26 protein-coding genes and 1 pseudogene are annotated in these 25,804 nt (G+C 40.7%); 21 read left to right on the plus strand and 6 right to left on the minus strand.

What is annotated here, in order from left to right:
• Positions 1–146: 146 nt before the first annotated feature.
• From A6755_RS10435 to phoU, 6 genes are all read left to right on the plus strand, one after another.
• A complete protein-coding gene (locus A6755_RS10435) occupies positions 147–2,315 on the plus strand; it encodes a peptidoglycan D,D-transpeptidase FtsI family protein (protein WP_063590619.1) in 2,169 nt (722 codons plus the stop codon).
• Between the two features lie 209 nt (positions 2,316–2,524).
• Positions 2,525–3,490: a PstS family phosphate ABC transporter substrate-binding protein gene (locus A6755_RS10440; RefSeq protein ID WP_057278828.1), complete on the plus strand. Its 966-nt coding sequence runs from the start codon at positions 2,525–2,527 to the stop codon at positions 3,488–3,490.
• A gap of 138 nt (positions 3,491–3,628) precedes the next feature.
• The gene (gene pstC, locus A6755_RS10445; protein ID WP_063592509.1) at positions 3,629–4,528 is read left to right on the plus strand and encodes a phosphate ABC transporter permease subunit PstC; all 900 of its coding nucleotides are present in this window, start codon (positions 3,629–3,631) and stop codon (positions 4,526–4,528) included.
• A 3-nt stretch (positions 4,529–4,531) separates the two neighbouring features.
• The gene (gene pstA, locus A6755_RS10450) at positions 4,532–5,410 is read left to right on the plus strand and encodes a phosphate ABC transporter permease PstA (RefSeq protein WP_063590620.1); all 879 of its coding nucleotides are present in this window, start codon (positions 4,532–4,534) and stop codon (positions 5,408–5,410) included.
• A gap of 21 nt (positions 5,411–5,431) precedes the next feature.
• Positions 5,432–6,253 carry a phosphate ABC transporter ATP-binding protein PstB gene (pstB, locus tag A6755_RS10455; RefSeq protein ID WP_048682195.1) on the plus strand — a complete coding sequence of 274 codons (822 nt, stop codon included), beginning with the start codon at positions 5,432–5,434 and terminating at the stop codon, positions 6,251–6,253.
• A gap of 19 nt (positions 6,254–6,272) precedes the next feature.
• Positions 6,273–6,926: a phosphate signaling complex protein PhoU gene (gene phoU, locus A6755_RS10460; RefSeq protein ID WP_034308425.1), complete on the plus strand. Its 654-nt coding sequence runs from the start codon at positions 6,273–6,275 to the stop codon at positions 6,924–6,926.
• Between the two features lie 68 nt (positions 6,927–6,994).
• Here phoU and A6755_RS10465 read toward each other — a convergent pair whose 3' ends face one another.
• Both A6755_RS10465 and A6755_RS10470 read right to left on the minus strand, forming a co-directional pair.
• Positions 6,995–7,426: an endolytic transglycosylase MltG gene (locus A6755_RS10465; protein ID WP_063590622.1), complete on the minus strand. Its 432-nt coding sequence runs from the start codon at positions 7,424–7,426 to the stop codon at positions 6,995–6,997.
• A 2-nt stretch (positions 7,427–7,428) separates the two neighbouring features.
• Positions 7,429–7,809: a hypothetical protein gene (locus tag A6755_RS10470; protein WP_063590623.1), complete on the minus strand. Its 381-nt coding sequence runs from the start codon at positions 7,807–7,809 to the stop codon at positions 7,429–7,431.
• 426 nt (positions 7,810–8,235) lie between these two features.
• Between A6755_RS10470 and A6755_RS10480 the strand changes: the two genes are divergently transcribed.
• From A6755_RS10480 to A6755_RS10495, 5 genes are all read left to right on the plus strand, one after another.
• Positions 8,236–8,844, plus strand: coding sequence for a hypothetical protein (locus A6755_RS10480; protein WP_063590625.1), 609 nt, complete (start codon positions 8,236–8,238; stop codon positions 8,842–8,844).
• 117 nt (positions 8,845–8,961) lie between these two features.
• The gene (gene rpmG, locus A6755_RS25985; RefSeq protein ID WP_028391797.1) at positions 8,962–9,111 is read left to right on the plus strand and encodes a 50S ribosomal protein L33; all 150 of its coding nucleotides are present in this window, start codon (positions 8,962–8,964) and stop codon (positions 9,109–9,111) included.
• A gap of 182 nt (positions 9,112–9,293) precedes the next feature.
• Complete coding sequence (locus A6755_RS10485; RefSeq protein ID WP_063590626.1) at positions 9,294–9,866, plus strand: 5-formyltetrahydrofolate cyclo-ligase; 573 nt, start codon at positions 9,294–9,296, stop codon at positions 9,864–9,866.
• A 76-nt stretch (positions 9,867–9,942) separates the two neighbouring features.
• A complete protein-coding gene (locus tag A6755_RS10490; protein WP_034308414.1) occupies positions 9,943–10,131 on the plus strand; it encodes a hypothetical protein in 189 nt (62 codons plus the stop codon).
• Between the two features lie 165 nt (positions 10,132–10,296).
• On the plus strand, positions 10,297–11,835 hold the full coding sequence (locus A6755_RS10495; protein ID WP_063590627.1) for a rhomboid family intramembrane serine protease: 1,539 nt from the start codon (positions 10,297–10,299) through the stop codon (positions 11,833–11,835).
• Here A6755_RS10495 and A6755_RS10500 read toward each other — a convergent pair.
• Complete coding sequence (locus A6755_RS10500) at positions 11,830–12,687, minus strand: hypothetical protein (RefSeq protein WP_063590628.1); 858 nt, start codon at positions 12,685–12,687, stop codon at positions 11,830–11,832. The genes A6755_RS10495 and A6755_RS10500 overlap by 6 nt on opposite strands.
• A gap of 213 nt (positions 12,688–12,900) precedes the next feature.
• Here A6755_RS10500 and A6755_RS25990 point away from each other — a divergent pair.
• The 5 genes and pseudogenes from A6755_RS25990 to A6755_RS10520 all read left to right on the plus strand — a co-directional run.
• Positions 12,901–13,110 (plus strand): annotated as a pseudogene (locus A6755_RS25990) (YqgQ family protein); the annotation flags it as partial.
• 13 nt (positions 13,111–13,123) lie between these two features.
• Positions 13,124–14,095 carry an ROK family glucokinase gene (locus A6755_RS10505; protein WP_063575677.1) on the plus strand — a complete coding sequence of 324 codons (972 nt, stop codon included), beginning with the start codon at positions 13,124–13,126 and terminating at the stop codon, positions 14,093–14,095.
• A 148-nt stretch (positions 14,096–14,243) separates the two neighbouring features.
• Positions 14,244–16,097: an LTA synthase family protein gene (locus A6755_RS10510; RefSeq protein ID WP_063590629.1), complete on the plus strand. Its 1,854-nt coding sequence runs from the start codon at positions 14,244–14,246 to the stop codon at positions 16,095–16,097.
• 820 nt (positions 16,098–16,917) lie between these two features.
• Complete coding sequence (locus A6755_RS10515; protein ID WP_063590630.1) at positions 16,918–18,084, plus strand: M14 family metallopeptidase; 1,167 nt, start codon at positions 16,918–16,920, stop codon at positions 18,082–18,084.
• Positions 18,085–18,256: 172 nt separating this feature from the next.
• The gene (locus tag A6755_RS10520; protein WP_063590631.1) at positions 18,257–19,429 is read left to right on the plus strand and encodes a YqgU-like beta propeller domain-containing protein; all 1,173 of its coding nucleotides are present in this window, start codon (positions 18,257–18,259) and stop codon (positions 19,427–19,429) included.
• A gap of 41 nt (positions 19,430–19,470) precedes the next feature.
• Here A6755_RS10520 and A6755_RS25700 read toward each other — a convergent pair whose 3' ends face one another.
• A complete protein-coding gene (locus A6755_RS25700; RefSeq protein WP_034308396.1) occupies positions 19,471–19,644 on the minus strand; it encodes a DUF2759 domain-containing protein in 174 nt (57 codons plus the stop codon).
• A 233-nt stretch (positions 19,645–19,877) separates the two neighbouring features.
• Here A6755_RS25700 and A6755_RS10525 point away from each other — a divergent pair, with 233 nt between their 5' ends.
• A complete protein-coding gene (locus tag A6755_RS10525) occupies positions 19,878–20,504 on the plus strand; it encodes an MBL fold metallo-hydrolase (protein WP_057278817.1) in 627 nt (208 codons plus the stop codon).
• Between the two features lie 280 nt (positions 20,505–20,784).
• A complete protein-coding gene (locus A6755_RS10530; protein WP_174878707.1) occupies positions 20,785–21,906 on the plus strand; it encodes a class I SAM-dependent methyltransferase in 1,122 nt (373 codons plus the stop codon).
• 52 nt (positions 21,907–21,958) lie between these two features.
• Here A6755_RS10530 and A6755_RS10535 read toward each other — a convergent pair whose 3' ends face one another.
• Complete coding sequence (locus A6755_RS10535; RefSeq protein WP_034308393.1) at positions 21,959–22,201, minus strand: DUF2626 domain-containing protein; 243 nt, start codon at positions 22,199–22,201, stop codon at positions 21,959–21,961.
• Positions 22,202–22,286: 85 nt separating this feature from the next.
• Positions 22,287–22,988 carry a helix-turn-helix transcriptional regulator gene (locus A6755_RS10540; RefSeq protein ID WP_063590632.1) on the minus strand — a complete coding sequence of 234 codons (702 nt, stop codon included), beginning with the start codon at positions 22,986–22,988 and terminating at the stop codon, positions 22,287–22,289.
• Positions 22,989–23,203: 215 nt separating this feature from the next.
• On the opposite strand from A6755_RS10540, the gene A6755_RS10545 reads away from it, so the two are divergent.
• The 3 genes from A6755_RS10545 (at position 23,204) to comGB (ending at position 25,783) form a co-directional block, all read left to right on the plus strand.
• The gene (locus A6755_RS10545) at positions 23,204–23,584 is read left to right on the plus strand and encodes a Spx/MgsR family RNA polymerase-binding regulatory protein (protein ID WP_034308388.1); all 381 of its coding nucleotides are present in this window, start codon (positions 23,204–23,206) and stop codon (positions 23,582–23,584) included.
• Positions 23,585–23,679: 95 nt separating this feature from the next.
• The gene (gene comGA, locus A6755_RS10550) at positions 23,680–24,765 is read left to right on the plus strand and encodes a competence type IV pilus ATPase ComGA (protein ID WP_371748447.1); all 1,086 of its coding nucleotides are present in this window, start codon (positions 23,680–23,682) and stop codon (positions 24,763–24,765) included.
• Positions 24,749–25,783, plus strand: coding sequence for a competence type IV pilus assembly protein ComGB (gene comGB, locus A6755_RS10555; protein ID WP_034308386.1), 1,035 nt, complete (start codon positions 24,749–24,751; stop codon positions 25,781–25,783). Before comGA ends, comGB begins: the two co-directional genes overlap by 17 nt.
• Positions 25,784–25,804 lie beyond the last annotated feature (21 nt).

Raw genomic sequence — 25,804 nt, forward strand, 5'->3', positions numbered from 1 at the left:
TAGGATTTATGAGCCGTAAGTCACTTTTTATGTAAAGTTCGTAGATGTTTAATATTTCTAGAACACTAAGGTAGAAAAAAAGACAAATGTTCTATAGAATAGTATAGGATCTATTATGACTATGTAAAAAGGATGTGTGGCTTAGTGTGAATAAAAAGAAAAAGAAAAAGACGCATGTGCCTTTCAGATTGAATATTCTTTTCTTTTTAGTGTTTGTTTTGTTTTCCGCTTTAATTTTACGCTTGGGTGTTGTACAGATTGTTTATGGTGATGATTACCGGCGTGAGATTGAAAGAACAGAGGAAGTGACCGTGAATAATTCGGTACCCCGTGGGAAAATGTATGACCGTAATTTAAAACTTATGGTCGATAACCAACCACTGGATGCAATTACATATACACGAAAGCAAGGTACGAAACAAACAGAAATGGTGGAAACGGCTGAGAAACTCGCGAAGTTGATCGAAAAGGAAACAGATAAGGTGACTGAACGCGATAAAAAGGATTTTTGGATTTTGAAGAATCCGAAGCTGGCCGAGAAAAAGATTACCGATAAAGAGCGCAAAAAAGTGGAAGAGGGCGAGATGGAAGAAAGTGATTTGTATAAGCTTCAGATTGATCGGATTACTGAAGAAGAAACAAAGCTTTCGGAAAAGGATCTTGAAGTTCTTGCCATCTATAGGGAATTTGCAAGCGGATATGCCCTTACCCCGCAAATTGTGAAAAACAAGAAAGTAACAAAAGAAGAATTCGCCAAGGTGAGTGAAAACCTTGATTCGCTCCCAGGGGTCGATATTTCTACAGATTGGGATCGTTTTTATACATATAATAAAACACTTAAATCTGTATTGGGTAAAGTTTCTTCTTCTGAAGAAGGGTTGCCTAGTGAAAGCCTGGACTACTACCTCGCACGTGATTACAGCCGGAATGACCGTGTAGGTAAGAGTTATATTGAGGCGCAATACGAAGATATCCTTCAAGGGCAGAAAGCGAAAGTAAGGAATGTGACCGATAAATCAGGAAATGTCGTCGATTCTGAAGTGATTTCTGAAGGTTCGCGAGGAAAAGATCTTATATTGACAGTTGATATGGATTTACAGCTTGCTACTGAGGAAATTATTGAAAAGCAATTGATTGCCAAGAAAAAAATGGGTAACACCAAATTCTTGGACAGGGCCTTTGTCGTCATGATGGATCCCGATACAGGGGAAGTGTTGACGATGGCCGGTAAGAAATATGAGAAGGACCCAAAAACGGGGAAATCCACCATTGAGGACTTCGCATTAGGAAATATCACAACTTCCTATACGATGGGGTCTGCGGTTAAAGGCGCTACCGTTTTAACCGGTTATCAGCAAGGTGCGATCCAGCCGGGTACGTACTTTTACGATACGAAGTTGAGAATCAAAGGTACACCGCCCAAAGGTTCATATAGTGACTTCGGAAACATAAATGATTTGACCGCATTGAAAGTATCTTCGAACGTTTATATGTTCAGAACGGCCATTAATATTGCGGGTGCGCATTATGTACCGAATGAACCTTTGAACATTAGTTCAGGCGCGTTTTCAACTATGAGGAATTCATTTGCCCAGTTTGGCTTGGGTGTTCGCACGGGAATTGATCTTCCTAATGAAATGAGCGGATTCAAAGGTTCCGAAGTATCTCCAGGTAAGCTGCTTGACCTTGCTATCGGACAGTATGATACGTACACACCAATGCAGCTCGTGCAATATGTTTCAGCGATTGCAAATGGCGGTAACCGCATGAAGCCGCATATGGTTAAGGAAATCCGCGATCCGGTTGATAATAATGAGGAATTGGGACCTGTTGCCGAAGACGTTTCACCGACTGTCCTTAATCGTCTTGATATGAAGGAAGAGTGGATTGAACGTGTTCAGAGCGGTTTCGAGAAAGTTGCGATGGAACAAGGCGGAACGGCCTATACCTATTTTGGGAAAAAATCGTATACAGTGGCAGCTAAAACCGGGACGGCGGAAGCATTCTATGACGGCCCGAACCGGATGAATTATAGCGAGCCCCAAGAAACGATGAACATCACGCTTGTTGGCTATGCCCCAGCTAAAAATCCAGAGGTCGCTTTTGCGGTCGTTGTCCCGTGGGCATATCAAGGACATACGGGCCATAGCATGAGTAAAGAAATAGGTGAAGAAATCATGGATACCTATTTCGAACTGAAAAAAGAACGGGCTAAGAAGGAAAATACCGAAACCTCTACTGATTTGAAGGTGGAGAATGGTAAAGACGTTCAAAAGGACCAGGCTGAAGTTAGAAAAAGCCAGGAAAATGAATAATAAAAGGTTAAAAACACGTTTTTGGGTAAAACCGGAAACGTGTTTTTTTTGCATTTTAAGAACGGATCAGCACTGTTCTTACATCTTTACAATAAGCACACAATTATTTACTGAATATTTACAAATGCTTTAAACGGAATTTACAGTCTGAAAGTATGATGTGAGAGTAGGACAAAATATTCATATAAAATTCTTAGGGGGATTTACAAATGAGACGTTTCAAATTTATGGCTATGACCGCAGTAATGGGTGGAGTAATCGCAGTGGCAGCTGGATGTGGATCTAATGATACTTCAAACAGCGGTAAAGGAAATGAAGCGGCTTCAGATCAACTCAAGGGCGAAGTTATTACGGATGGTTCTTCAACGGTCTTTCCGATCATGGAGGCAGTTGCAGAAGAATATATGGCTACACAGCCTGATGTGAAGGTTTCAGTGGGATCATCAGGAACAGGTGGGGGATTCAAGAAATTCATCGCTGGTGATACGGACCTAGCCAATGCATCCCGCCCGGTGAAAGAAGAAGAAAGTGCCTTACTTGATGAAAAAGGTGTTAAATATACAGAATTGAAACTGGCATTTGACGGTATTTCAATCGTCGCCAATAAAGATAATGATTTCATCGATTCACTAACAGTTGAAGAACTTCAAAAACTGTGGATTGATAATGGAAAGGTGAAGAAATGGTCTGATATTCGTCCTGAATGGCCGAACGAAGAAATTAAATTCTACTCTCCGGGAACAGATTCAGGAACATATGATTATTTCAATGAAGTGATCCTTGAAGAAAAACCAATGGTGGAAAATGCTACGCTTTCAGAAGACGATAACGTTCTTGTACAAGGTGTAGAAGGTGATAAAAATGCGATTGGATTCTTCGGTTATGCCTACTACTCTGAAAATAAAGATAAGTTAAAGATCATTTCCATCGACAACGGCAAAGGTGCTGTAGAGCCAACGCATGAAACGATTAAAAGCGGGGAGTATGCACCATTGTCACGTCCACTTTACACATATGTAGCTAATAAGTCGGTAGCTGAAAAAGAACAAGTTGCAGATTATACTCAATTCGTCATTGAAAATGCAGGAGAGCTTGCAGAAGAAGTGGGTTATATCAGCCTGCCGGAAGAAGAGTACCAGAAAGATCTTGATAAATTAAAAGAATTGGAAAAATAAACGATATTACAGGCTATTGAAATCCCGCCTTGACTCGATTAAGGCGGGGGTAACAGCTTGTAAATCCAAATATTGCGTGTCTGAAATGGAGGATGCAAGTTGGAACTTAGAAAAACAGAAACCTATTCTGTACAGCAAATGATTCTGGAAAAGAAAAGTAAGAAAAAAATCAATATGGAAAAAGTCATGCCTAAGCTTTTGTTCCTTACGGCGGCAATTTCCGTTTTTACTACAATCGGGATCATCCTGACCCTTATATTTGAAACATTCATCTTTTTTGACAGAGTATCCATCGTCGAATTTTTTACGGAAGCTAAATGGCTGCCATTTGCAACTGCACCTTCCTATGGGATTATGCCCCTTATTGTTGGAACGTTGAAGATAACAGTCATAGCAGCGGTGGTTGCAGTTCCAGTAGGACTTGCAACAGCCATTTTCTTGAGTGAATATGCATCAGAGAAAACACGGAGAATCATCAAGCCGATTTTAGAAGTTTTAGCTGGGATTCCTACTATCGTTTATGGCTTTTTTGCCTTAACTTTTGTAACACCGGTTTTGCGGGATTTATTTCCTTCCCTTGACATGTTCAATGCCCTGAGTCCTGGAATCGTCGTAGGTATCATGATCATGCCGATGATAGCTTCTTTGTCGGAAGATGCCCTGGTATCAGTGCCGAAGTCGATTCGCGAAGGTGCGTATGCTTTAGGAGCAACGAAACTTGAAACGACCATTAAAGTTGTATTGCCAGCAGCCATTTCTGGAATTGTGGCATCTATCGTTCTTGCTTTATCCAGAGCGATCGGGGAAACCATGATTGTGAGTGTTGCCGGTGGCTCGACCCCAAATATGAGCATGGATGTCACTTCATCGATTCAAACGATGACCGCTTATATCGTTCAGGTCAGTTCGGGGGATGCAGGGTATGGGACAACGATTTACTACAGCATATATGCGGTTGGAATGACACTGTTCGTCTTTACGCTTGTCATGAATTTACTGGCGCAGTTCATCTCTCGCAAGTTCAGGGAGGAATATTAAGTCATGAAACTGATAAACAAAAGTCATGTTGCAAAAAAAATGCCTGCTAGGCTTGCTGTTAACACGATTTGTAAAGGATTATTCTTCTTGGCAACATTGGTTGGCCTCCTCGTATTGGCCATCTTATTTTATCGGATATTCACTCAAGGAATTGGTAGTCTGAATGGGGATTTCCTTCAGAATTTCGCTTCTAGGAAACCTGAAGAGGCTGGTATAAAGGCAGCGCTGATCGGTTCAATATGGTTGATGGTAGTGGTGGCCCCGGTTTCCCTGCTGCTCGGTGTTGGAACGGCCATTTATTTAGAGGAATATGCGAGGAAGAATTGGATCACCACTTTTATCAAAGTGAATATTTCCAATCTGGCAGGTGTCCCGTCAATTGTATTTGGACTACTGGGCTTAACGGTTTTCGTTCGTGCTCTTGCCTTGGACCGGTCCATATTGGCAGCGGGCCTGACCATGAGCCTGCTCGTTCTCCCGGTCATCATAGTCGCTGCACAGGAGGCCATACGTGCCGTACCTCGTGATTTAAGGGAAGCTTCGTTTGGAATGGGTGCAACAAAGTGGCAAACCATTTTGAAAGTGGTCCTGCCTGCTGCGATACCTGGCATTTTAACTGGAGGAATACTTGCTTTGTCACGGGCAATCGGTGAAACGGCGCCATTGGTGGTGGTTGGCATACCAATGTTCATCGCCTTTTTACCTCAAACGGTCATGGATACATTTACAGTGCTGCCAATGCAAATCTATAATTGGACATCTCGTCCGCAGGAGGAATTCCAGCAGGTTGCTGCCGCGGGAATCATCGTTTTACTCATCCTGTTAATATTCATGAATTCAATAGCCGTTATAATTCGAAATAAATTCCAGAAAAGATACTGATAGGAGGAAGGAAGCATGAATATGACCTTAACGAGAGAAAAAGAGTCACCGGCTATCGAAATCGATAATGTCGGATCAGCTGCCTTGACGGAAAAGGTGTATGAAACATCCAATCTTAATTTATGGTATGGAGAAAACCATGCTTTGAAAAATATTAATCTGGATATGCACCAAAATGAAGTGACGGCCATCATTGGGCCTTCAGGATGTGGGAAATCCACCTACATTAAAACATTGAACCGAATGATAGAACTAGTCCCGGATGTGAAAACGACAGGACAGATTAAATATAGGAACAGGAATATCCTTGATCAGTCCTATAAGGTGGAAGATTTAAGGACACAGGTGGGGATGGTCTTCCAAAAGCCTAATCCCTTTCCTAAATCCATTTATGAAAATGTTGTATATGGACCAAAGATCCATGGAATTAAAAATAAAAAAATTCTTGATGAGATTGTCGAAAAGAGTTTAAAAGGGGCAGCGATTTGGGATGAAGTGAAAGACCGTCTGCATGAAAATGCATATGGACTTTCAGGTGGACAGCAACAGCGTCTTTGTATTGCCAGATGTTTGGCAATCGAACCAGATGTCATTCTAATGGATGAACCTACTTCTGCCCTTGATCCGATATCCACGTTGAAAATAGAAGAATTGGTCCAGGAACTGAAAAAGGATTTCAGCATCATCATCGTTACCCATAACATGCAGCAGGCAGCACGTATCTCTGATAGAACAGCTTTCTTCTTAAATGGGGAAGTCATCGAATATTCTGATACAAATACCATCTTCTCTAATCCGAATGATAAAAGAACAGAAGATTACATTACCGGACGTTTCGGTTAAGAGAAAAGGAGATGCGATAATGATCGTTCGTGAAAATTTCGAGCTTCAATTGAAAGAGCTGCAAGAGAAAATCGTGAAGTTGGCTAATTTAGCTTCAGGTGCCATATCAAAATCATATGCCGCACTGGAAAATAATAATGTAGATGAGGCTCTTGAAGTTATTGATGATGATACAATAGCTGATTTACTGGAAGAGGAAATAAATGACTTTGCGATTTTACTGATTGCTAAGCAACAGCCGGTTGCGATTGATTTGAGGCGTATCATTGCTGCCATAAAAATCGCCTCGGATATTGAAAGGATGGCAGACTTTGGTGTGAATATCGCCAAATCGGCGATCCGAATCGGTGACCAGCCATTTATTCTGCCTTTAACACCATTAAAGCAGATGCATGATATTACATTAAAGATGATTCGACTTTCAATAGAAGCATTTGAGAAGGAAGATGTTGTTCTTTCAAGAGAAATCATTGAAATGGATGATGAGGTTGATCGCTTTTATGGAGAAATGATTCGAAGTCTCCTACGCCTTTCAGATGAAAAAAACCTTCAGCAGGTTACGCAGCTTTCCCTAATTGCTCGATATTTGGAAAGGACAGCGGACCATACAACGAATATCGCAGAGAATATTTACTTCCTTGTAAGAGGAAGATATATCAGCAGGAATGAATGACCCCATTCTATTTGAAAAAAGAGAGGCTTTTTCTCGGACATAGTCCATTTAAAAGTCTCTCTTATTCATTAATGTGTCAATGTATTGGCCAATTGTCTATATGTCATATTATTCGTAACGACAAACTCGCCGATTTGTATTTTTTTCGAGAAATCCCGGTCATTCATGTAAGCTTCAAATTCAGCATCATCATCGATGATTTTTTCCTTGGAAAGGAGATCGGCAATCTCGGCAGTGGTCATATTCGTTTTCACTTTAATTGTATAGGTTGAAGCTTCCTTCTCCATTAAAACCTTATCCGGATCCTTCGGTTGGGCGGTCTTTTTAGCTTCCTCGGTAGGAAGTGTAACGACGAGTCCCTTCTTTACGAGCAATTCCTTAGCTTCCTCCGCAGTGGGAGTGGTGCCTTCGAACTTTCCGGTGCCATAATAAAAGGCAGCAAAGATTGTTGTTGTAAAAATGATGCCGGCGGAAAGATCTTGCAGTCTTGCTTTATTCATGTTCATTCACCCCGCAATCTTTGCTGCTCGATCACTGAAATGGTTTGTTCCTTCGTTAACGAGGATTGTCTAGCGATCTGGTCGAAAGTGAGACCTTGACTATATAAAGATAGAACCTGGCTTTTTAGAATCTCATGTATGGGTTCGATATCATTGGGAGTGACAGTTGATTGATCCTTTACAGAGGGAACAGGGTCATCCTGGATAACGAATTCCTCTTCAAGAATCTTCACCTTCTTCTTTAATTGGTAGATATCCTGCATATACGTTAGTGTCATCTGTTCTAAATCTTCTTCTAATTTGGCAACTTTATCTTTACCGAAAAAGGAAATGATGAGAAGGACGATCGCTAATGAAAAAAGAAGGACGATAAGTGTTTCCATGTTTTCACCTCAGAAGTTAATTTTCGACAATATACTTATAGTTTACACATATTCGAAAAAAATTGGGGATTTTCATATTTTTATATTTTCGGAAGTAGGCAGTAAACTTCATTTATTGTCTGTTTTTTTTCAAATATTGTCGAAAAGCGATGTGACCGTCGTTGATGGAAAAAAATTAGGCATGAAAATGGGAAAAAAACCTTTGAAAGATAACGTACATAAAATTCGACAAAATGTGTTTATTGTCCATCAGCCAATTCAGTGCTAACATAAAGATAGAATAAATCGAAAAAACGAAATATTTTGAATTATTAAAAATCAATGATCCTATAAGAAAACGGTGTGCAGAATTTAAAGTGGATAGTTTCACTGTCAGCGCCTAACGATAAGTAATATAAAGATAAAAGAAGGGGAAGGGATGATTATATGAATTCGCTATTCGCGTATATGCCACAGGATAACCAGGAATTATTACGTAAGGGATTAAAGGCTGGATTATGGATGGATGAGAGTTTTGATTGGTATCCTGAGGAGGATATGATGAGTCATCCTAATGGAGAGATCCGGACACTTTCACAGACGTATACCCAAGGGCAGGTGACCTTTTCGAAGTTCACGATCAGGAATACCTCATTCGAGACCAAGCGCCCAAAAGTGTTTTTTCACTATGAAAACGCTTTCGAAAGGCAGGCGGTGGCTTTTTACAGCCCGAATGAACGGGCCATTTTACATGTAGCCCCTCAATCGATTGCCTTATTGGGTGGATTGGTGAAAGGAAAAAGCATCTCTCAATATTGCATCCAAGGTAAGGGAAGCCTTTATCAAGAAGGATGCTTCAAATCTTTGAAAGAAGGTCTCCTGGCTTATTCACCGCTAGCTAAAGGGGAAGTTACCAGTGTGTTTACGCTAGAAACGGAAATCTTACCGAAAGAATGTGTGGAAGCTGTGGCTTGGGTCATTCATGCCGAAACGAAAGAAGAAGCGAAAGTTATAAATAATCAACTCCTCCTGACGATGCAAAACGTAAACAATTAAGAATACGAAAAAGTTATGTTGGATTTCCCGAAAAACATACTAGCAATTCGCATTGAATAATGATATTATAGAAAAGTCCTATGTGAAAATGTCAATATGTTTGGAGGGAAATACACAATGCGCGTAAATATTACATTAGCTTGCACTGAATGTGGAGACCGTAACTATATTTCTAAAAAAAATAAACGTAACAATCCAGACCGTCTTGAGCTTAAAAAATACTGCTCAAGAGAAAAACGCAGCACGACTCACCGTGAAACAAAGTAAGCAACAGGATTTTTCCTGTTGTTTTTTTTATGCATTTTTTTAAGTCCTTTTTTTCTCTCTTTCCTTTAGTGAATATTTTCACCAGAATGCACCAATGATTCGGCGATTTCCGACACCGTATTTTCGTAAATGGACAAATATTATGAGATAATGATAGAAGTAGAATAAAGGAGTCGGAAGAGATGAGAGAAAACAAGAATAAGCTCCGTCAAGAAGTTAGGTCCCGTTTAATGGAGCTGACTAAAGAGGAACATGAAGAACTATCCAACAGAATCGCTGAAAACTTATTTGCATTGGAAGAATGGAAAAATGCTGATACCATTGGCATCACCATCTCCATTCCGCCTGAAGTCCCAACGGTACGGATCATCGAACAAGCATGGAGCGAAGGAAAAGTAGTGGCTGTACCAAAATGTGATCCCGAAAAAAAGACAATGGAATTCAAAAAAATTTCGTCCTTCAATCAGCTCGAGTCCGTTTATTACGGATTGCTGGAACCAGTGGCTGAAACAGCCAAGGCCAGCAAAGAGGAATTGGACGCATTGATCGTACCCGGCCTTGCTTTTACCAAGGAAGGGTATCGCCTAGGCTTTGGAGGGGGTTATTATGACCGTTTCCTATCTAATTACCGAGGAGATACATTGGCCCTTACATACGAGCTTCAATTAATGGATGAACTCCCGATAGAGGTACATGATCTAGCGGTGGGCAAACTCATTACCCCATCCAAGGTTATACGCACGTACGCCCATTAAGAAGAAGTTCATTAATTATCACTTTTAGCTCATAAAAATCCTATCCTGTATCACACTATTGATAGGAGGGATTGTTATGCTTCGATTAATTATTCAGATCTTCTTGGTTGGTTTAGCTGTTTATGCAGGTTACAAAAACCGGTACCGCCTGATAAATGTTGCGCTGTCCAACGGCATACTGAGAAGATTTCTAGTGACTAAATCCTTGGATATGCCAATGTTCAGGGATAAAATGATGCAAAGCATGTTCACTCAGACCAAATGAGGATGCCGGCATCTTGAAAAGGGAACCTGAACAGGGGTTCCTTTTTTATTTTTTAGGAGCGGGAAAACAGTCTCCTTTTTTACTTTTTACATGATTTCGTCTATAGTTTTAATTAAAGAACAGGAATTTTAGTAGCTTAAGTTTTATTGGAAAGTGGGGAAGGCATTGGGATTTAAAGAGGATTATTTTTTTTGGGAAACCATAAGGGAGTTGTCTGCCCATTACGATTATCGAATGATCACAGTCACGGAAAACCATCAGGAGATTTGGCTTGAGAGCGATAAGAATAAGGAGTTTCCAGTCATAAGACTCATCCGGCATGATTTGGATTGGGCTAATTGGCTGAAACGCGATATCGAGCGAACATTGCAGAATGGGGAAAGAATCAGAAGGAAATTATACAAAAAGCCCATAAACATATTAAGTATCTATGTTAGTAAATTCGCCCCGGTCGATGATCATGACTTTAGTTCACGGGTGGCCTCCTTTAAAAAAACGAATGTCAACACGTTCCTTCTAACTTGTGAGAACTTTCATGATTCGTTGCAAAACCTTGAACATGTTTTGAAAAAACCACTTTCAATTCAAGTTCTTGAGGAAAATGAAATAGATGAGGAAAAGGTTCTTGAAGTAAAGAAGAATGCCATCTCGGAGTCAGTCAAAAAGGCTAAGGCCGAACAGAAGGTATTTCAAAATGCCAATAAGCCATTCTTTACATATATATTCATGGCGGTACAAATAGCAGTGTTCATCTTGATGGAGTTTAATGGGGGCAGCACCAATTCCAAGACTTTGATTGAGTTTGGCGCTAAATTTTCCCCTTATATCATCCAAGGGGAATGGTGGCGGTTCTTTACACCGATGATCGTCCATATTGGGTTCATTCATTTACTGATGAATACATTTTCGCTGTATTTGATTGGTGCTGAAGTTGAAAGGATTTACGGTAATGCCAGGTTCCTTTTCATCTATATATTCGCTGGTTTCGCTGGAACCCTTGGCAGCTTCATCATGACCCCGAACCTTTCCGCAGGAGCGAGCGGAGCCATTTTTGGCTGTTTTGGGGCACTTCTGTACTTTGGCATCGTCTATCCGAAATTATTCATGCGCTCGATGGGCTCATCGGTGATCGTGTTGATCATCATTAACTTAATATATGGTTTCACCGTTTCGGGAATTGACAATGCAGGGCATATCGGAGGTTTGATCGGAGGGTTCTTGGCTGCTGGAGTGGTCCATCTGCCAAAATCCAAGAATATCTTTCGGCAGCTGGCTTTTCTGGTCGGGACGGTAATACTGACCTATTCCCTGCTGCAATTTGGATTCAATCATCAGGAAAGTGCAGCTATCGATGATAATACCATGGCAATGCTGGCCCAAAAGTATATTGATGATGATGAAGAGGATAAGGCGGAAGAGATGCTATTCAAATATGTGGAGTCAAATCCTGATGCACCGCTATCGCTCTTTATGCTCGGAAATTTATCTTTTGATAAAAAGGACATATACAAAGCAAAGGGTTATTATGAAAAGGCGATTGAAAGTAATCCGGATTTGCATGAAGCCCATTACAATCTTGCCTTGGTCTACATGAATCTCGAATCATTCGATCAAGCTAAAGAGCAAGCTGATAAGGCTATTGAGCTTGCCCCGGATAATAAGTCATACACTAAACTACTGGAAGAAATCGAAAAGCAACTATAACTCTTGACGCAGCATGATTGGAGTATCGTCTTTCAGGGTAAACAAGACAAGTATTTCCCTTTGATTCTTCGCCATAAGCAATTGGGGGATGGTGCTACCTTGTGGACTCACAGTGGAGCCATCCTCCTTTTTTACTCCCAACACATAATTTTTGTATAGTCCTTCCCATAGTTTTCCCACAATTTCTTCCCGTTTGAATTGGGGGAAGGCAGCAAGCCATTGGTTTTTCTTTGAAGGCAGATCTGTTAAAGAAATGATTTTGTACTGATCAAGATTAACCTGAAAGGATTGCCCGGCTTTCTCCAAACCATTTCGAACCGTTTGATCTGTCAAGCCGTCCAGCGTTTTTTTCCACTGAATCTGTTCTTCTGACAGGGGGCGGTGGAAAAATTGAAAAACCGGTGTCGTTACTGTATAGAGTTTATCTTTACTGAGCTGCTGGGCACTGGTGAAAATGGTGTCACTTGGATGAACCTCGGCATAATGAAACGTTACAGCTTCATAACGCCCACTCTCGGATTCTTTATATTTCGCTTTTTGAGAGAGTTCTTGTTTATTTTGGCGCCAATTTTTTAAAGCCCCTGCCAATTTTCCATTTTTGTATAAAAGCGATACGTCCTGACGCAAGTAAGCAGGCTGGTCCAACGTAGAATCCACCCTCCAAGTGATGGTATAGGTGGAATCCCCGGTACCTTTAGGTGTCAGGTTGGTGGAAGCATGTTCAAAATGGAGCGAGGAATCGATGGGAAAAAAAATGATGGTTTCCTCTGTCCGTTTATGATTTGATAAATAAAGGATGACAAAAATGGTGGTTAAAACCAAAAAGACGGTATACTTCAATTGTACTTTCATTTTTCCCCTCCGTTTTCACGCGTGATGAATGGTTTAAAAACATTAAGCTGTTAAATCAAATCAAAGGAGTCCACATTCTTGATATTTCATCATATGAATACAGTTGGACATGTATGAGGGGGATGGGGAAATTATCAAAAGAGGAAATGGGCGCTTGTTACAGAGGTGCTGATTCGATATACTTTCCTAAAGAAAAGAGTAAAGAGGTTTACTATGAAAACATATTATGATCTTCAACAATACTTGAAAAGATTTGGTACATTTATCTATATTGGCGATCGCTTAGCCGAGCTTGAACTGATGGAGACCGAAATAAGGGAACTCCACCGTATGCAGATGATGGATACGAAAGATTATCAAATGGCGATTCTTTTAATCAGGCAGCAATTGTCTCTTGAAAGGGAAAAACAGAAAAAAATTGATAAAAAAGGTGAGAATGATGGAAAAGTGGCTGATGGGTGTGGATTTAGGCGGTACAACTACCAAACTGGCTTTAATCAATTTATACGGCGAGATCATTCATAAGTGGGAAATCAGCACGGACATCTCCGAAAAGGGAAAATACATCACGATTAACATAGCCAAAGCAATTGATGCGAAGCTCGTGGAACTTAATGAACCGAAGAGTAAGATAGTAGGGATAGGGATGGGTGCTCCCGGTCCTGTGAAATTTGTTAACGGTTCCATATATGAAGCCGTCAATCTTGGCTGGAAGGACTATCCTTTAAAAGATTTATTGGAGGTGGAGACAGCTCTTCCAGCTGTGATCGATAATGATGCCAATATGGCAGCTTTGGGAGAAATGTGGAAAGGTGCCGGTAATGGAGCCAAAGACCTCGTTTGTGTCACTTTGGGAACGGGTGTAGGAGGCGGAATCATCCATAATGGCCAAATCGTCCATGGTACCAGTGGAGCTGCTGGGGAAGTAGGCCATATAACGGTCGTAACGGACGGAGGGGCACCATGCAATTGCGGCAAGACTGGTTGTTTGGAAACGGTTGCTTCGGCAACGGGAATCGTCCGTATGGCTTTAGAAGCCTTGAATGCCGCCGATGAAAAGTCATTGCTTCAGCAAAAAGTAGAAGAGGGGAATACGGTTACTTCCAAACTGTTATTCCAATGCGCCGCAGCAGGTGATCCCTTGTCCAAAGCTGTGGTGGATAAGGTAGGCAATTACTTGGGGCTGGCACTATCACATGTTGGGAATGTCATGAATCCAGATAAAATCGTCATTGGCGGCGGCGTTTCACAAGCGGGAGACATTTTGCTTGATACTGTCCGTTCTGCATTCGGAAAGTATGCATTCAAACGGGTTAGTAAATCAACGAAAATCAGCCTGGCCACTCTAGGCAATGATGCAGGGGTAATAGGTGCAGCCTGGCTCATTAAAAGCCAAATGAATACGTGATCCCATACTGTCCTCTGGCAATCTGGGTTATAAGAAAAAGAGATGGAATCTTCAAAGATAGTTCCCCCTTTTTGAGGGGGAGAAACATGACCCATTATTGAGGCTCTGGATCGCAGATCCAGCGCTTTTTCGATGAGGAGGGACCAGATTGAAAAGGGTCTTCAAAAAACAGGGATATTCATTGTTTTGGGTCGTATTGATTTCACTTTGGCTTAAAACATATATCGCCTATAAAACAAGTTTTGAGATAGATATTGATAATTGGATCCAGGAGTTCATACTATTCATCAATCCTGTCAGTTTCCTTTTACTTACACTTGGCGTGAATCTATTTTTAAAAGAAAATAGACGGACTGCATACTTATTGATCATGAGTTTTTTCATCACCTTCGTCCTCTTTGCCAATCTTGTTTTTTTTCGCTTTTTCAATGATTTTTTAACCATTCCCGTTCTTTTTCAAACGAGCAATATGAACGACCTTGGAAGCAGTGTACATGAATTGATCAATCCGAGTGATCTATTGTATTTTGCCGATATTCTGTTCTTGATGCTTCTGCTGAAATACAAACCAAAAACATTCCATGAAAGTCGATACAATCCCCAGGACCGTAAATTCTTTTTGTTAATGGCTTTAGGAGTGACATTTTTTAACTTAGCTTTAGCGGAAGCGGCGCGTCCTGAACTCCTGACAAGAACGTTTGACCGCGAAATCCTCGTTAAGAATATCGGTACGTACCATTATCACCTCTATGATGCAATATTACAGACGAAATCATCAGCTCAACGTGCACTTGCTGATGGCAGTGAATTGTCGGAAATTGAAAATTATGTCCGTGCCAATCAAAAAGAAGTTAATGATGAACTTTATGGTCTGGCAAAAGGCAAAAATGTGATTCTTATATCATTGGAATCCACTCAAAGCTTTGTCATCAATAAAACTGTTAACGGGGAAGAAATCACTCCTTTTCTGAACCAATTCATTAAAGATAGCTATTATTTCAATAACTTTTATCACCAAACCGGCCAGGGGAAAACATCCGATTCAGAATTCATTATTGAGAATTCCCTCTATCCTTTAGGTAGAGGTGCAGTATTTTTCACTCATGCCCAAAATGAATACAAAGCCACACCTGAAATCTTAACGGAAAAAGGTTACTATACGGCTTCCTTGCATGCCAATAATAAAAGCTTTTGGAATCGTGACATAATGTACGATTCTCTTGGGTACCAACGGTTTTATGATAGTGATGAATACAAAGTGTCTGAAGGGAATTCCATCAATTGGGGTTTGAATGATAAATCGTTCTTCAAACAATCAATTTCTCACTTGAAGAGGATGCCTGAGCCTTTTTATGCCAAGTTCATAACGTTAACCAATCATTTTCCATTCACTTTGAATGAAGAAGACCGGACATTGGAACCTTACGATTCTAATTCCAAAACATTGAATCAGTATTTTCCGACCGTACGTTATACCGACGAATCCTTGGAGCAGTTTATTGGCGATTTGAAACGTAATGGATTATATGAGGATTCCATCATTGTTCTATACGGAGACCATTATGGAATTTCTGAAAATCACAACGCTGCCATGAGCCAGTTCCTTGGGAAGGAAATTACGCCTTTCGAATCGATCCAGCTTCAGCGTGTCCCGCTCATCATACATGTCCCCGGGCAGAAGGGAAAAACGATTTCCACCGTTTCCGGCCAAATTGATGTAAGGCCGACTCTCCTTCATTTATTGGGAATTGAAAATGATGATTATATTGAATTCGGCAAAGATCTATTTTCAGAAGAGAAATTAGAATTCACCGTTTTGCGCGATAGCAGTTTCATCACGAAGGATTACCTCTATACGATGGATACCTGCTATGAAAAAAACACCGGGGCGGCGACTGCAAAGGATTCATGCGAGAAGTATTTGGAAAAGGCAAAGCAGGAGCTTGATTACTCCGACAAAATCATTTACGGGGATTTGCTCCGATTTTATGAGCTGCCTTGAAAAAGGAAACCTGGCGCAATCCAGGTTTCCTTTTGATTCTTTATTGGAATTGAAGCAGGTATAGAGAAACAGTTGACCTCTCGTGATTCTTCCACTTATTCTTGCCAATTTAGGACGTATCACTACTTTTGAGGATCTTTTCTTTCCGTACATTGTGCTCAAAAAAGAACTTGTTGCGCAATTATGTTTCGGTGTTGATACTCACGATAATAAGTATCTCGTAATCACAGGTGTTTTATAAGGCATCTTCGGCTACAGCTTCGGGTTTCAACTCTTCCAATCAACTTTTCCACTATAGACCTTTAGGAAATTACTATCATACCTGGTGTTACAAGCGTGCCGGCTAAAAAATCGTTTGGATGGTTCAAATATCTAAAGTAATCATTTCAAGCCGATATCGCTGAATAGAATCATGTTTTGAAAGTTTTTTTAGTCACCTCAAGTTTTAATACTATACAAAAAAGACTGTAGACAAAAGTGTTCTATCTAAAAGTTAAAACAAAGTTGATTGGAACGTAAGGTGCGAGACTCCTGCGGGAAAAACGTGTCCAGGGAGACCCCGCAGGCGCAAAGGCGCCGAGGGCGGACCGCCCGCGGAAAGCGAGTGCCTGAAGAGGAAATCGACGTTCAAATTGCACAAAACCTAAAAAAACTGTAGTTGATTTTCATCGAGTTTGTCTACTGAAACCTGGCGCAATCCAGGTTTTTTCGCTTTTTCAGGGAAATCGGTATTCCTTACAATTATGAAACAAGAGACTTCCTGAACATCTTTCTGTTTTTTCCTTCATAAAGATAAAACAATGAAAGGGGCGGATGCTGAATGAAAGTTGTGAGCAGAAGCGGGGATGATTTGGCATATTACAGTCAATTGTTCCAAATTCCCCGGGTTTTGATTGAGGATGCCAATCCGGCCATTACTGGCGGAGTTTTGCCAAATGGCATCGAAGTACAGATACCTGGATACATTGTTCAGCAAGAATCCCGGTTAGATATCGATTTTGCCGAAATCGCTTTACAATATCACCTGCCAATCGATGGGATAGTATTAATGAATCAAGATGGACAAAAGCCTTTTTCCGTACCCGTCCGGGTGATGAATCCCGTGATTGTCACCGACAAGCCCTACGAATATCAATCACTTCTTGACGATCTTGATGTTCTATCTTGTCATTACCCCTTTATTAAGGTTGAGTCGGTCGGAAAGAGTGTGTTGGGAAAAGAACTCCTTGAGGTAAGAATCGGTCAAGGTGAAAAGATCATACATTATAACGGTTCATTCCACGCTAATGAATGGATCACTACTTCGGTTCTGATGAAATGGCTGAATGATTTTCTACTGGCAGTAACGAATGATCGTACACTTTGCGGAATGGATTGTATGCCGTACTACCGGGATATGTCCATATCGATCGTTCCAATGGTGAATCCGGATGGAGTCGACCTTGTCCTAAAGGGGGAGGAGGCGGCAGAGGGGAAGGTTGATGTTTTAAAAATAAATAATGGCAATCCTGCTTTTTATGCTTGGAAAGCCAATATCCGCGGTGTAGACCTGAATAACCAATATCCTGCTAACTGGGAGGTTGAAAAGCGCAGAAAGATTCCAAAAGCCCCTGCACCGAGGGATTTTCCAGGAGAAACCGCGTTATCAGAACCAGAAGCATTGGCCATGAAGGAGCTGGCAGTAAGACGGAATTTTGAACGAGTGCTTGCACTTCACACCCAGGGAAAAGAATTCTATTGGGGATATGAGGGACATGAACCTGAACAGGCAGCGAATGTTGCGAGGGAGTTTGAGGAGCGCAGCGGATATCGGGCCGTAAAATACGTTGACAGCCATGCTGGGTATAAAGATTGGTTCATTCAGGAATTCAAACGCGGGGGATTCACAATCGAACTGGGAAAGGGCATCAATCCGCTTCCGCTATCCCATTTGCCTGGTATATATGAAGATTCCGTCAAGATTTTGATGGCAGGCCTATATATGTGATGCATCCCCCTAATGAATATACTTCCAAAAAAATATAAGATCATTATCCGCCACATTTTCTCTTTTTTACTTTATAATGAAAAAGGGTAAGGATTCGATTGGTTAATCCTTACTCTCTTTCTAATGTCTCGCTCACATATGCCAGGCGTTTTAGTTTTGAAGTGGGAGGTGTGTGGAGATTAAAGTATCCAAAGCAGCACTTTGTATGCGGCTTTCCATTTGTAAGATGTTGTGTTTCGTCCCATTATTTATCTCCACTATCCTTCTTAGCTCGGCTTGTGAGCCTTCCAAGGACCTTAGTAAACCCGTAAATGATACGGAAAAAGAACACTCCCAATCTAACCAGGAAACTTCAGTAAGCAATTTAAAGGTCCCGACCGCAGAAACGGAAAAAATCGAAGCCATTTTTGGATGGCTGGATTCGAAAACCATTTTATATTCTGTGAAGCGGGATGGTAATGAATTATCCCAGTTGATGGAATGGAATTTGGAAACGAATGAAACTTCCGTTTTCTATCAGCCGGCTTTAGCGTTTTCTGAAGTATCGATCAGTCCGTCTGGTACGCATATTTTGTTGTCGTCCTTTACCTCTTCGGATAAAGCATCAATCACAATACTCGATAAAACGGGGAATCCACTGTATTCCGTGGCAATCCCAGCCTATGAATTAGCTTATGAGTGGAATTCATTTATAGATGGCCGGTTGTTTGTATCGAGTTTTTATGAAGATTGGACATACAGCAGTTATGTATTGAATCCAGATGAACAAACTATGGAAACCCTGGACTTTCCACAGCCCTTTGCTCAATGGGCAAGTGAAAATGACTTGATGTTTTTGGATTGGGACAAAGAAGAACCTGCTTTGACGGCTCCCCTAGAAAGAAAAGCGCTGCATGGGGATGGGGCAGACAGCCTTATGCTCGATGTCATTCACTTTAAAAAAATGAAGCAAGCGCTGATGACGATTCAAGTGGAGACAGAAAAACAAGATCGGGGTACATATGCATTTTATGATCCAACAAACAAGCCGATCCACTCTTTTTCCGTGCCACTATTGAAAAGCTTTTCAGATTGGGTCATTCCATCCTATGATTTCATTGAAAAAAACAAGGAATTCATAACGTTTATTCCTAATGAATCAAAAGATGCGGACCAATATGAGGGAAGGTTTACCTTAACTAAATTAAATTGGGAAAAAGGCACACAAGAAGAATTGATGAAGGACATGGAAAATGAACCATTAAGCTGTTCGCTTGATGGCAACTTCTGCTTATATGGATATCAATTTGAGAAAATCATTGATATGAAAACCCATCAAATACAAAGATTGTTCAAACAAACATGATAACCTAAAACAAAAGCTCGCCGGTTGGCGAGCTTTTTTCTTCAATGGGCAACAGGAAAACCGCTGTTGATGACAGTCATGACAGTGAACCAGCCAAACACGACCGCACTGCCGGCTGCAAAAATGAATCCTAAGAAGTTTCTCTTTTTTAATGAGGTAAACACAGCTGCTACTCCTAATATAGCCACAAGTCCGAAAACAACCATTAATATCATGTCAAAACCCCCTTTTTTCATAATGAATACCTAATCCCTAATAATATACCCAGAGAATAAGGCAACTACCAAAAATATGTAGAAAAGATTGCATTTGTTAATATCTTAATATTTTTTCAATTATTTGTCGAGGTTTAATAGGTGACACTTCTATGACATGAGAAAACTGAATTAACATTAGCAGCTTAATTAGTGTAAGATAAGGATAGAAAATCATAATGGAGTTGATGGAAATGAAATGGACACAAATTCCTCTAGGCCCGCTGCAAACGAATTGTTATGTAGTTTCAGATGGACAGGATTGCATCATTTTCGATCCGGGTGAAGAGCCACAGAAAATTATACAGTACATACAAACAAAAAATTTAAAGCCTTTAGCGATTTTATTGACACATGCACATTTTGACCATATCGGTGCTCTGGATGCTATTCGGGATCATTATGGAATCCCTGCATATATTCATGAAAAAGAGGCCAAGTGGCTACTTGACCCAGCATTGAATGGTTCTCAAAACTGGTTCCCTGAAAATCCAATGCGAATGAAGCCTGCCGATCACATCTTGGCAAATGAGCAAGAGCTTACGATTGGAGGATTCACTTTCGAAGTATTCGAAACCCCTGGACACTCACCAGGGAGCGTTTCGTATTATGTGAAGGACGAACGTCTCCTCTTTTCTGGGGACGTCTTGTTCCAAGGAAGCGTTGGCAGAACCGATTTAATAGGCGGAAGCGAGTCAGTGCTCTTAAATAGCATTGAAACGAAGCTGCTGACACTTTCTGATGATGCTATCGTTTTTCCAGGTCATGGCCCTGTCACGACGATTCTGGATGAAAAGAATACTAATCCCTTTTTGAGATAATTACTTATACAGGTGCCGCAATGGCACCTGTTTTTTAAGTTCTTAATTATGTAAAAATATTGAAATGGTTCAAATCCGGAACTATACTGAATATAAAAAAACAGGGTCTACCCCAATGTTTTTGAACCTCCTGTGAAGTAAGATGCCTATTATTAAATTCATTTAGTGGATGCACTGTTATAACTGCGAGATAAAAATTTGAACATTTTGTGAACTTTAAATTTGTTTTCATATATGAATGTCGTTAAAAAAACTTATTTACTATGTTAGGTGGAAAATCATGGAGACGGAGGCTATTGTGTTGAAAAATCATTTAAAGGAATTGATTGCAGGAAGCCCTCAAAAAAGAATCTCCTATAATGACTATATGGATGCTGTTTTATATACTCCAAATATAGGCTACTATGCACGCGCAAAAGAGAAGATTGGCCCAAGAGGGGATTTTTATACGTCCGGCAATGTTGGGGATGCATTTGGGAGATCACTGGCGAGATGGTTCGTATATTTGATAAAAAGATGCGGAGTTTCACCAAGAATCATCGAGGTCGGCGCAGGGGACGGTAAACTGGCGTATGACATCCTCGTTTACATAAAAGAAACGGAACCGCAGATATGGGACTCTTTGACTTATATTCTTGTGGATGGCAGTCCATTTCATAGAAAGGTTCAGCACGAACGTTTAGGGATATTCAAACAGGCAGTTTCTGCTGCCAGTTTAGAAAAATGGACGAATGTAAAAGGAATCGTCTTTTCAAACGAACTTTTCGACGCGTTGCCTGTGTATGTCATTGAAAAGTATAAGGGAGCCTTGGTAGAGGTATTCGTCACTGAAAAGGAAGGCGATTTGATAGAAGAGAGAGAACCTTTGGACAACCCTGACATTCTTTCTTACCTTACTGAACGAAAAATCACCTTAAATGAAAAACAACGATACGAAGTTCCGCTAAACATGATCCGTGAATATGAGAAGATCGTTTCCTGTATCGAATCGGGTATTCTCCTTACAATTGATTATGGCTATACCGATAGGGAATGGAAGGAGCCAGCTCATCTTCAAGGGAGCTTGAGGGGCTATCATAGGCATCAAATGATTAAAGATGCACTTATGTATCCTGGTGAGATGGATCTGACGACACATATCCATTTTGACACATTAATCGAGATTGGAAAAAGAAAGGATCTTTCCAATCGAGGGCTTTTTCTTCAAAATGAATTCTTGCTTAAAGCAGGGATACTAGAGGAATTGAAGGACCATCAAGGAACTGATCCATTCTCGAAAACGGCAAAGCGTAATCGGGCAATCCGGGGGCTAATCGTTCCTGGGGGATTTAGTGAACATTTCAAAGTGTTGCTTCAATCGAAGAATTTAGCAGATGATGTAAGGGTCTTTCCTGAATGGTGACAAGTAAAAACCCATGAATCCAAATTCATGGGTTATGTAATATTGCTTGTTCTTAATGCGCAGCACCCGGAGTCATCATAAATACGCTCCAGTAAGAAAATCCTGCAAAGAAAACGGTAAGATAGGCGCCGAAAACATAGATATACATGCGCTCGGATAATTTCAAATAACTTAAAAGTACAAAAAAGATCGTTTGTGCAAAGAAAAGCAAAGACGTTTGATGCATATGGCCAAGATAAAAGAAAATGGCCATAATTCCTGTCCAAAATCCACATACTCTGAACATGCGTTCCATCCGAATCCCTCCTTATGTCTAGTCGTGTACATTCTAAATAATTATAAATGAAATTGTAAGGTAATGTAAAGGATGCCTTTTGTTTCTATGTGAGAACCGAAGCCTGGTATGAGCATGCTGCACAATTGGACATCATATTTTCTATTTCCACAATAGTGACATTCTCAAACAAGGCTTCGAACATACCTTTTAGAAATGAATTATGCATGGAGCAGATTGTTCCTGGCTCGACTTCAGTAACTTCCTTAAACGGGCAATTGAAGATACGGAAGGATATTTTATTTTCTTCTTCGCTTGCTTGTATTTCAGGAGATAACCCTGCAATGGTAGCCGCATTTTTAAGCATGTTGACTTTTTCCGCAAAAGCAAGCCGATCGATCGATGTCGAGTTCAGGGCTAGTTGCTGATTGATCAATTCCTCCCCGAATACTTTTCCCGTTTCATAAAGAGCCTGTTTTCCTTGTTCCCCTAATGTCATCATCGACTGGACGGCAATCTTTGCAAGCAGCTGATAGTTCCAATATGGAAAATGAAGCTGTATGACTTTGTCAGATAATCGATAAAGTCTGCTTGGGCGGCCGCCTTTCCCGGTCTTTCGGGAAATCGAGGTCAACATATCGATATCCTCGAGTTTTGACAAATGTAGACGGGCAACATTTGGATGGATGTTGAATGAATCGGCGATTTCCTGTACCGATACATCACCATGGTTGTTCACTATATGCTGATATATATAATATCTGGTGGGATCAGCTAACACGTTTGTTATTTTTAACGTTTGTTCCATTACACCCTCCTGCTATTCCATAGTTTACCTATGTCCATTATAAAGCAGGCAGAAAAAAATGGAATAAGGGAAAGGGCAAACACTCTTTAGTTTAAAAAACGTTCACATTTAAAACGGTTTTATAAAGCAAATATATATACATTAATTATACAAACATTGTACAATAATTGTATAAACTATAAATGTATACAAAATGTGAACGGGGAGTGATTAGTATGGCACAGTTAACTTTCTTTTCGTATCCAAGCTGTACATCTTGCCGCAAAACAAAAAAATGGTTAAGCGCCAATCAAGTATCCTTCGATGAGCGACATTTATTCAGAGAGACTCCAACTGTAGCAGAGTTAAAAAGAATTCTTGAATTGACATCGGAGGGACTTGATGAAGTCTTGGCGACAAGAAGTGAAGCTTACAAAGACTTACAAGTTAATATTGACGAAATGATGCTTTCTGATGTCATCCAATTATTAACAAAAGAACCGAAGTTATTAAGAAGGCCCATTCTCATAGACGGGGAAAAACTGGTGATTGGCCATAATGTAGATGCATTAAGAAATTTGGTTTCCCGGAGACTTGATTTGAAAATGAGCATGTGAGATGATTCTCGAATTTTTTTCGGGAATTTTTTTTATTCTGAAGCAGGAATTTGTCGTGGATTGTCGAATCAATACAACAAGAAACATAGGAGGTGATGAATGAATTGATATCGATTGAAAAGACCGCAGAAAAAATACTAACCCGTGCCATCGTGGAATCGGCATCGGATATCCACATTTTTTTTCGCGGAGAGGGGCCTCACATCCAATTCAGGATAGACAATAAGCTTGTTCCCCAGGAAACATTATCATTCTTTGAAGCTGAAAGGCTGATCGCTCATTTGAAGTTCCTTGCCTCGATGGATATAGGGGAGAAAAGGAGGCCCCAGAGTGGTGCCATCACCATCAATTTGGCTAACCAGGTGGTCGGACTCCGCCTTTCCACTTTACCCACTGCCCATCTCGAAAGTTTGGTCATCCGCTTAATACCCCAACAGAATATCCTTCCTCTAGAACAGTTATCCTTATTTCCAAACACCGTTCAAAAATTGATTGCACTCCTGAAGCATTCCCATGGCATGCTCATATTTACCGGCCCGACCGGCAGTGGGAAAACCACGACACTATATTCCCTGCTTCACCACGCCCATGAGATGATCAATCGAAATATCATTACACTTGAAGATCCCATTGAAAATGTATCCGAAAAGGTATTGCAAGTCCAAATCAATGAAAAGGCGGGCATTACGTATTCAGTCGGCCTAAAAGCTGTTCTGAGGCATGACCCGGACGTGATCATGGTTGGGGAAGTCAGGGATGCAGAAACTGCCAAAATCGCAGTCCGTGCCGCATTAACCGGTCATTTGATACTAACGACCATGCATACGAGGGACGCCCAGGGCGCCATCTCGAGATTACTGGAATTTGGTGTCAGCTTACTTGAGGTTGAACAGACTTTGATTGGCGTGACAGCGCAGCGGCTGGTTGAATTGCGATGTCTTCCGTGTAAAGGGGACTGTGCTTTAGCTTGCAAAATGACTGCAAGGAATAAAAGGGCAAGTGTATATGAATTGCTATATGGAAAAAGTCTGGCTGAAGTTCTCCGGATAATGGGAGATGAAAAAGGTAAGGCAACGGTCAGCTACCGCCAATTAAAGGATGAAATCGGAAAAGCGGTTGCGATGGGCTATGTGGGATCTCAGGAATATGAACGGCTGGTCTACCATGAAACCAAAAAGTAAATGGAAGGTAAAAGAGCAGGCGGTCTTTATTTCGAAGCTAGGTGAATTATTGAATCATGGTTATCCTTTGGCGGAAGCTTTACATTTTCTTGAGTTCCAGGAATCAAAGAAGAAAGCGGAAGACTTCACTCAGGCTATAGCCGATTTAAGGAACGGCTACCCGTTGCACATGGTGCTGACCCATCTTAATTTTCATCCGCAGCTTGTAAGTTATATATTTTATGGAGAACAATATGGCGACCTGGAACGGGCGTTGAAAGAAGGGGGGCGATATTGGAAGAAAAGAATCGAGGATATGGATAAAGTAAAAAAGTTAATGGTGTATCCCGTATTCTTAGTCTTTTTTGTAAGCATCGTTTTTTATATTCTTCAGAGTGTTCTCCTTCCCCAATTCCAGACCATCTATTTCACGATGGATGTCGATCAGCATATTCTCTTAAGATTAATGTCAGCCTCCACGTTCATTCTTCCAGCACTACCCTTCTTACTACTCGGATTGCTCCTATTCTTGTATGCACTCAAACGATTTTGGTTCAATGGATTATGCCCATTAAGGCAGCGAAGGATTTTGATGGGAATTCCGATATTCGGGACGTTCATCAAATTATACGAAACTTATTTTTTTGCAAGCCAATTCAGTGGCTTGCTTTCCGGAGGACTATCGATTAACGATAGCATCAAATTATTCTCGATAAATCAACAGCAGCCTTTTTACCAAAAACTTTGCAATATCATCAAGGATGATCTGATCGAGGGCAGATCACTTGAAATGATATTTCGGGAGCTCCCATATTTTGATGGGAATTTACCGGTGGTCGCTGCAAATGGTCAAAAATACGGTAGACTTGATGCCGAGTTACTTCATTACAGTCGTTTTATACTGGAGAAAATTGAAGAGAGAATGAATGCAATCTTGAAAATCATTCAGCCTCTAATGTTTTCACTGATAGGTCTTTTGATCGTGTCCATTTATTTGGCGGTTTTGCTGCCGATGTTCTCACTGCTCGAAGGTTTATAGGATTTCATTTTTGTATTCCGG

Origin of the sequence: Peribacillus frigoritolerans (genome assembly GCF_001636405.1) — a bacterium.
Taxonomy (GTDB): Bacteria; Bacillota; Bacilli; order Bacillales; family DSM-1321; genus Peribacillus; species Peribacillus frigoritolerans.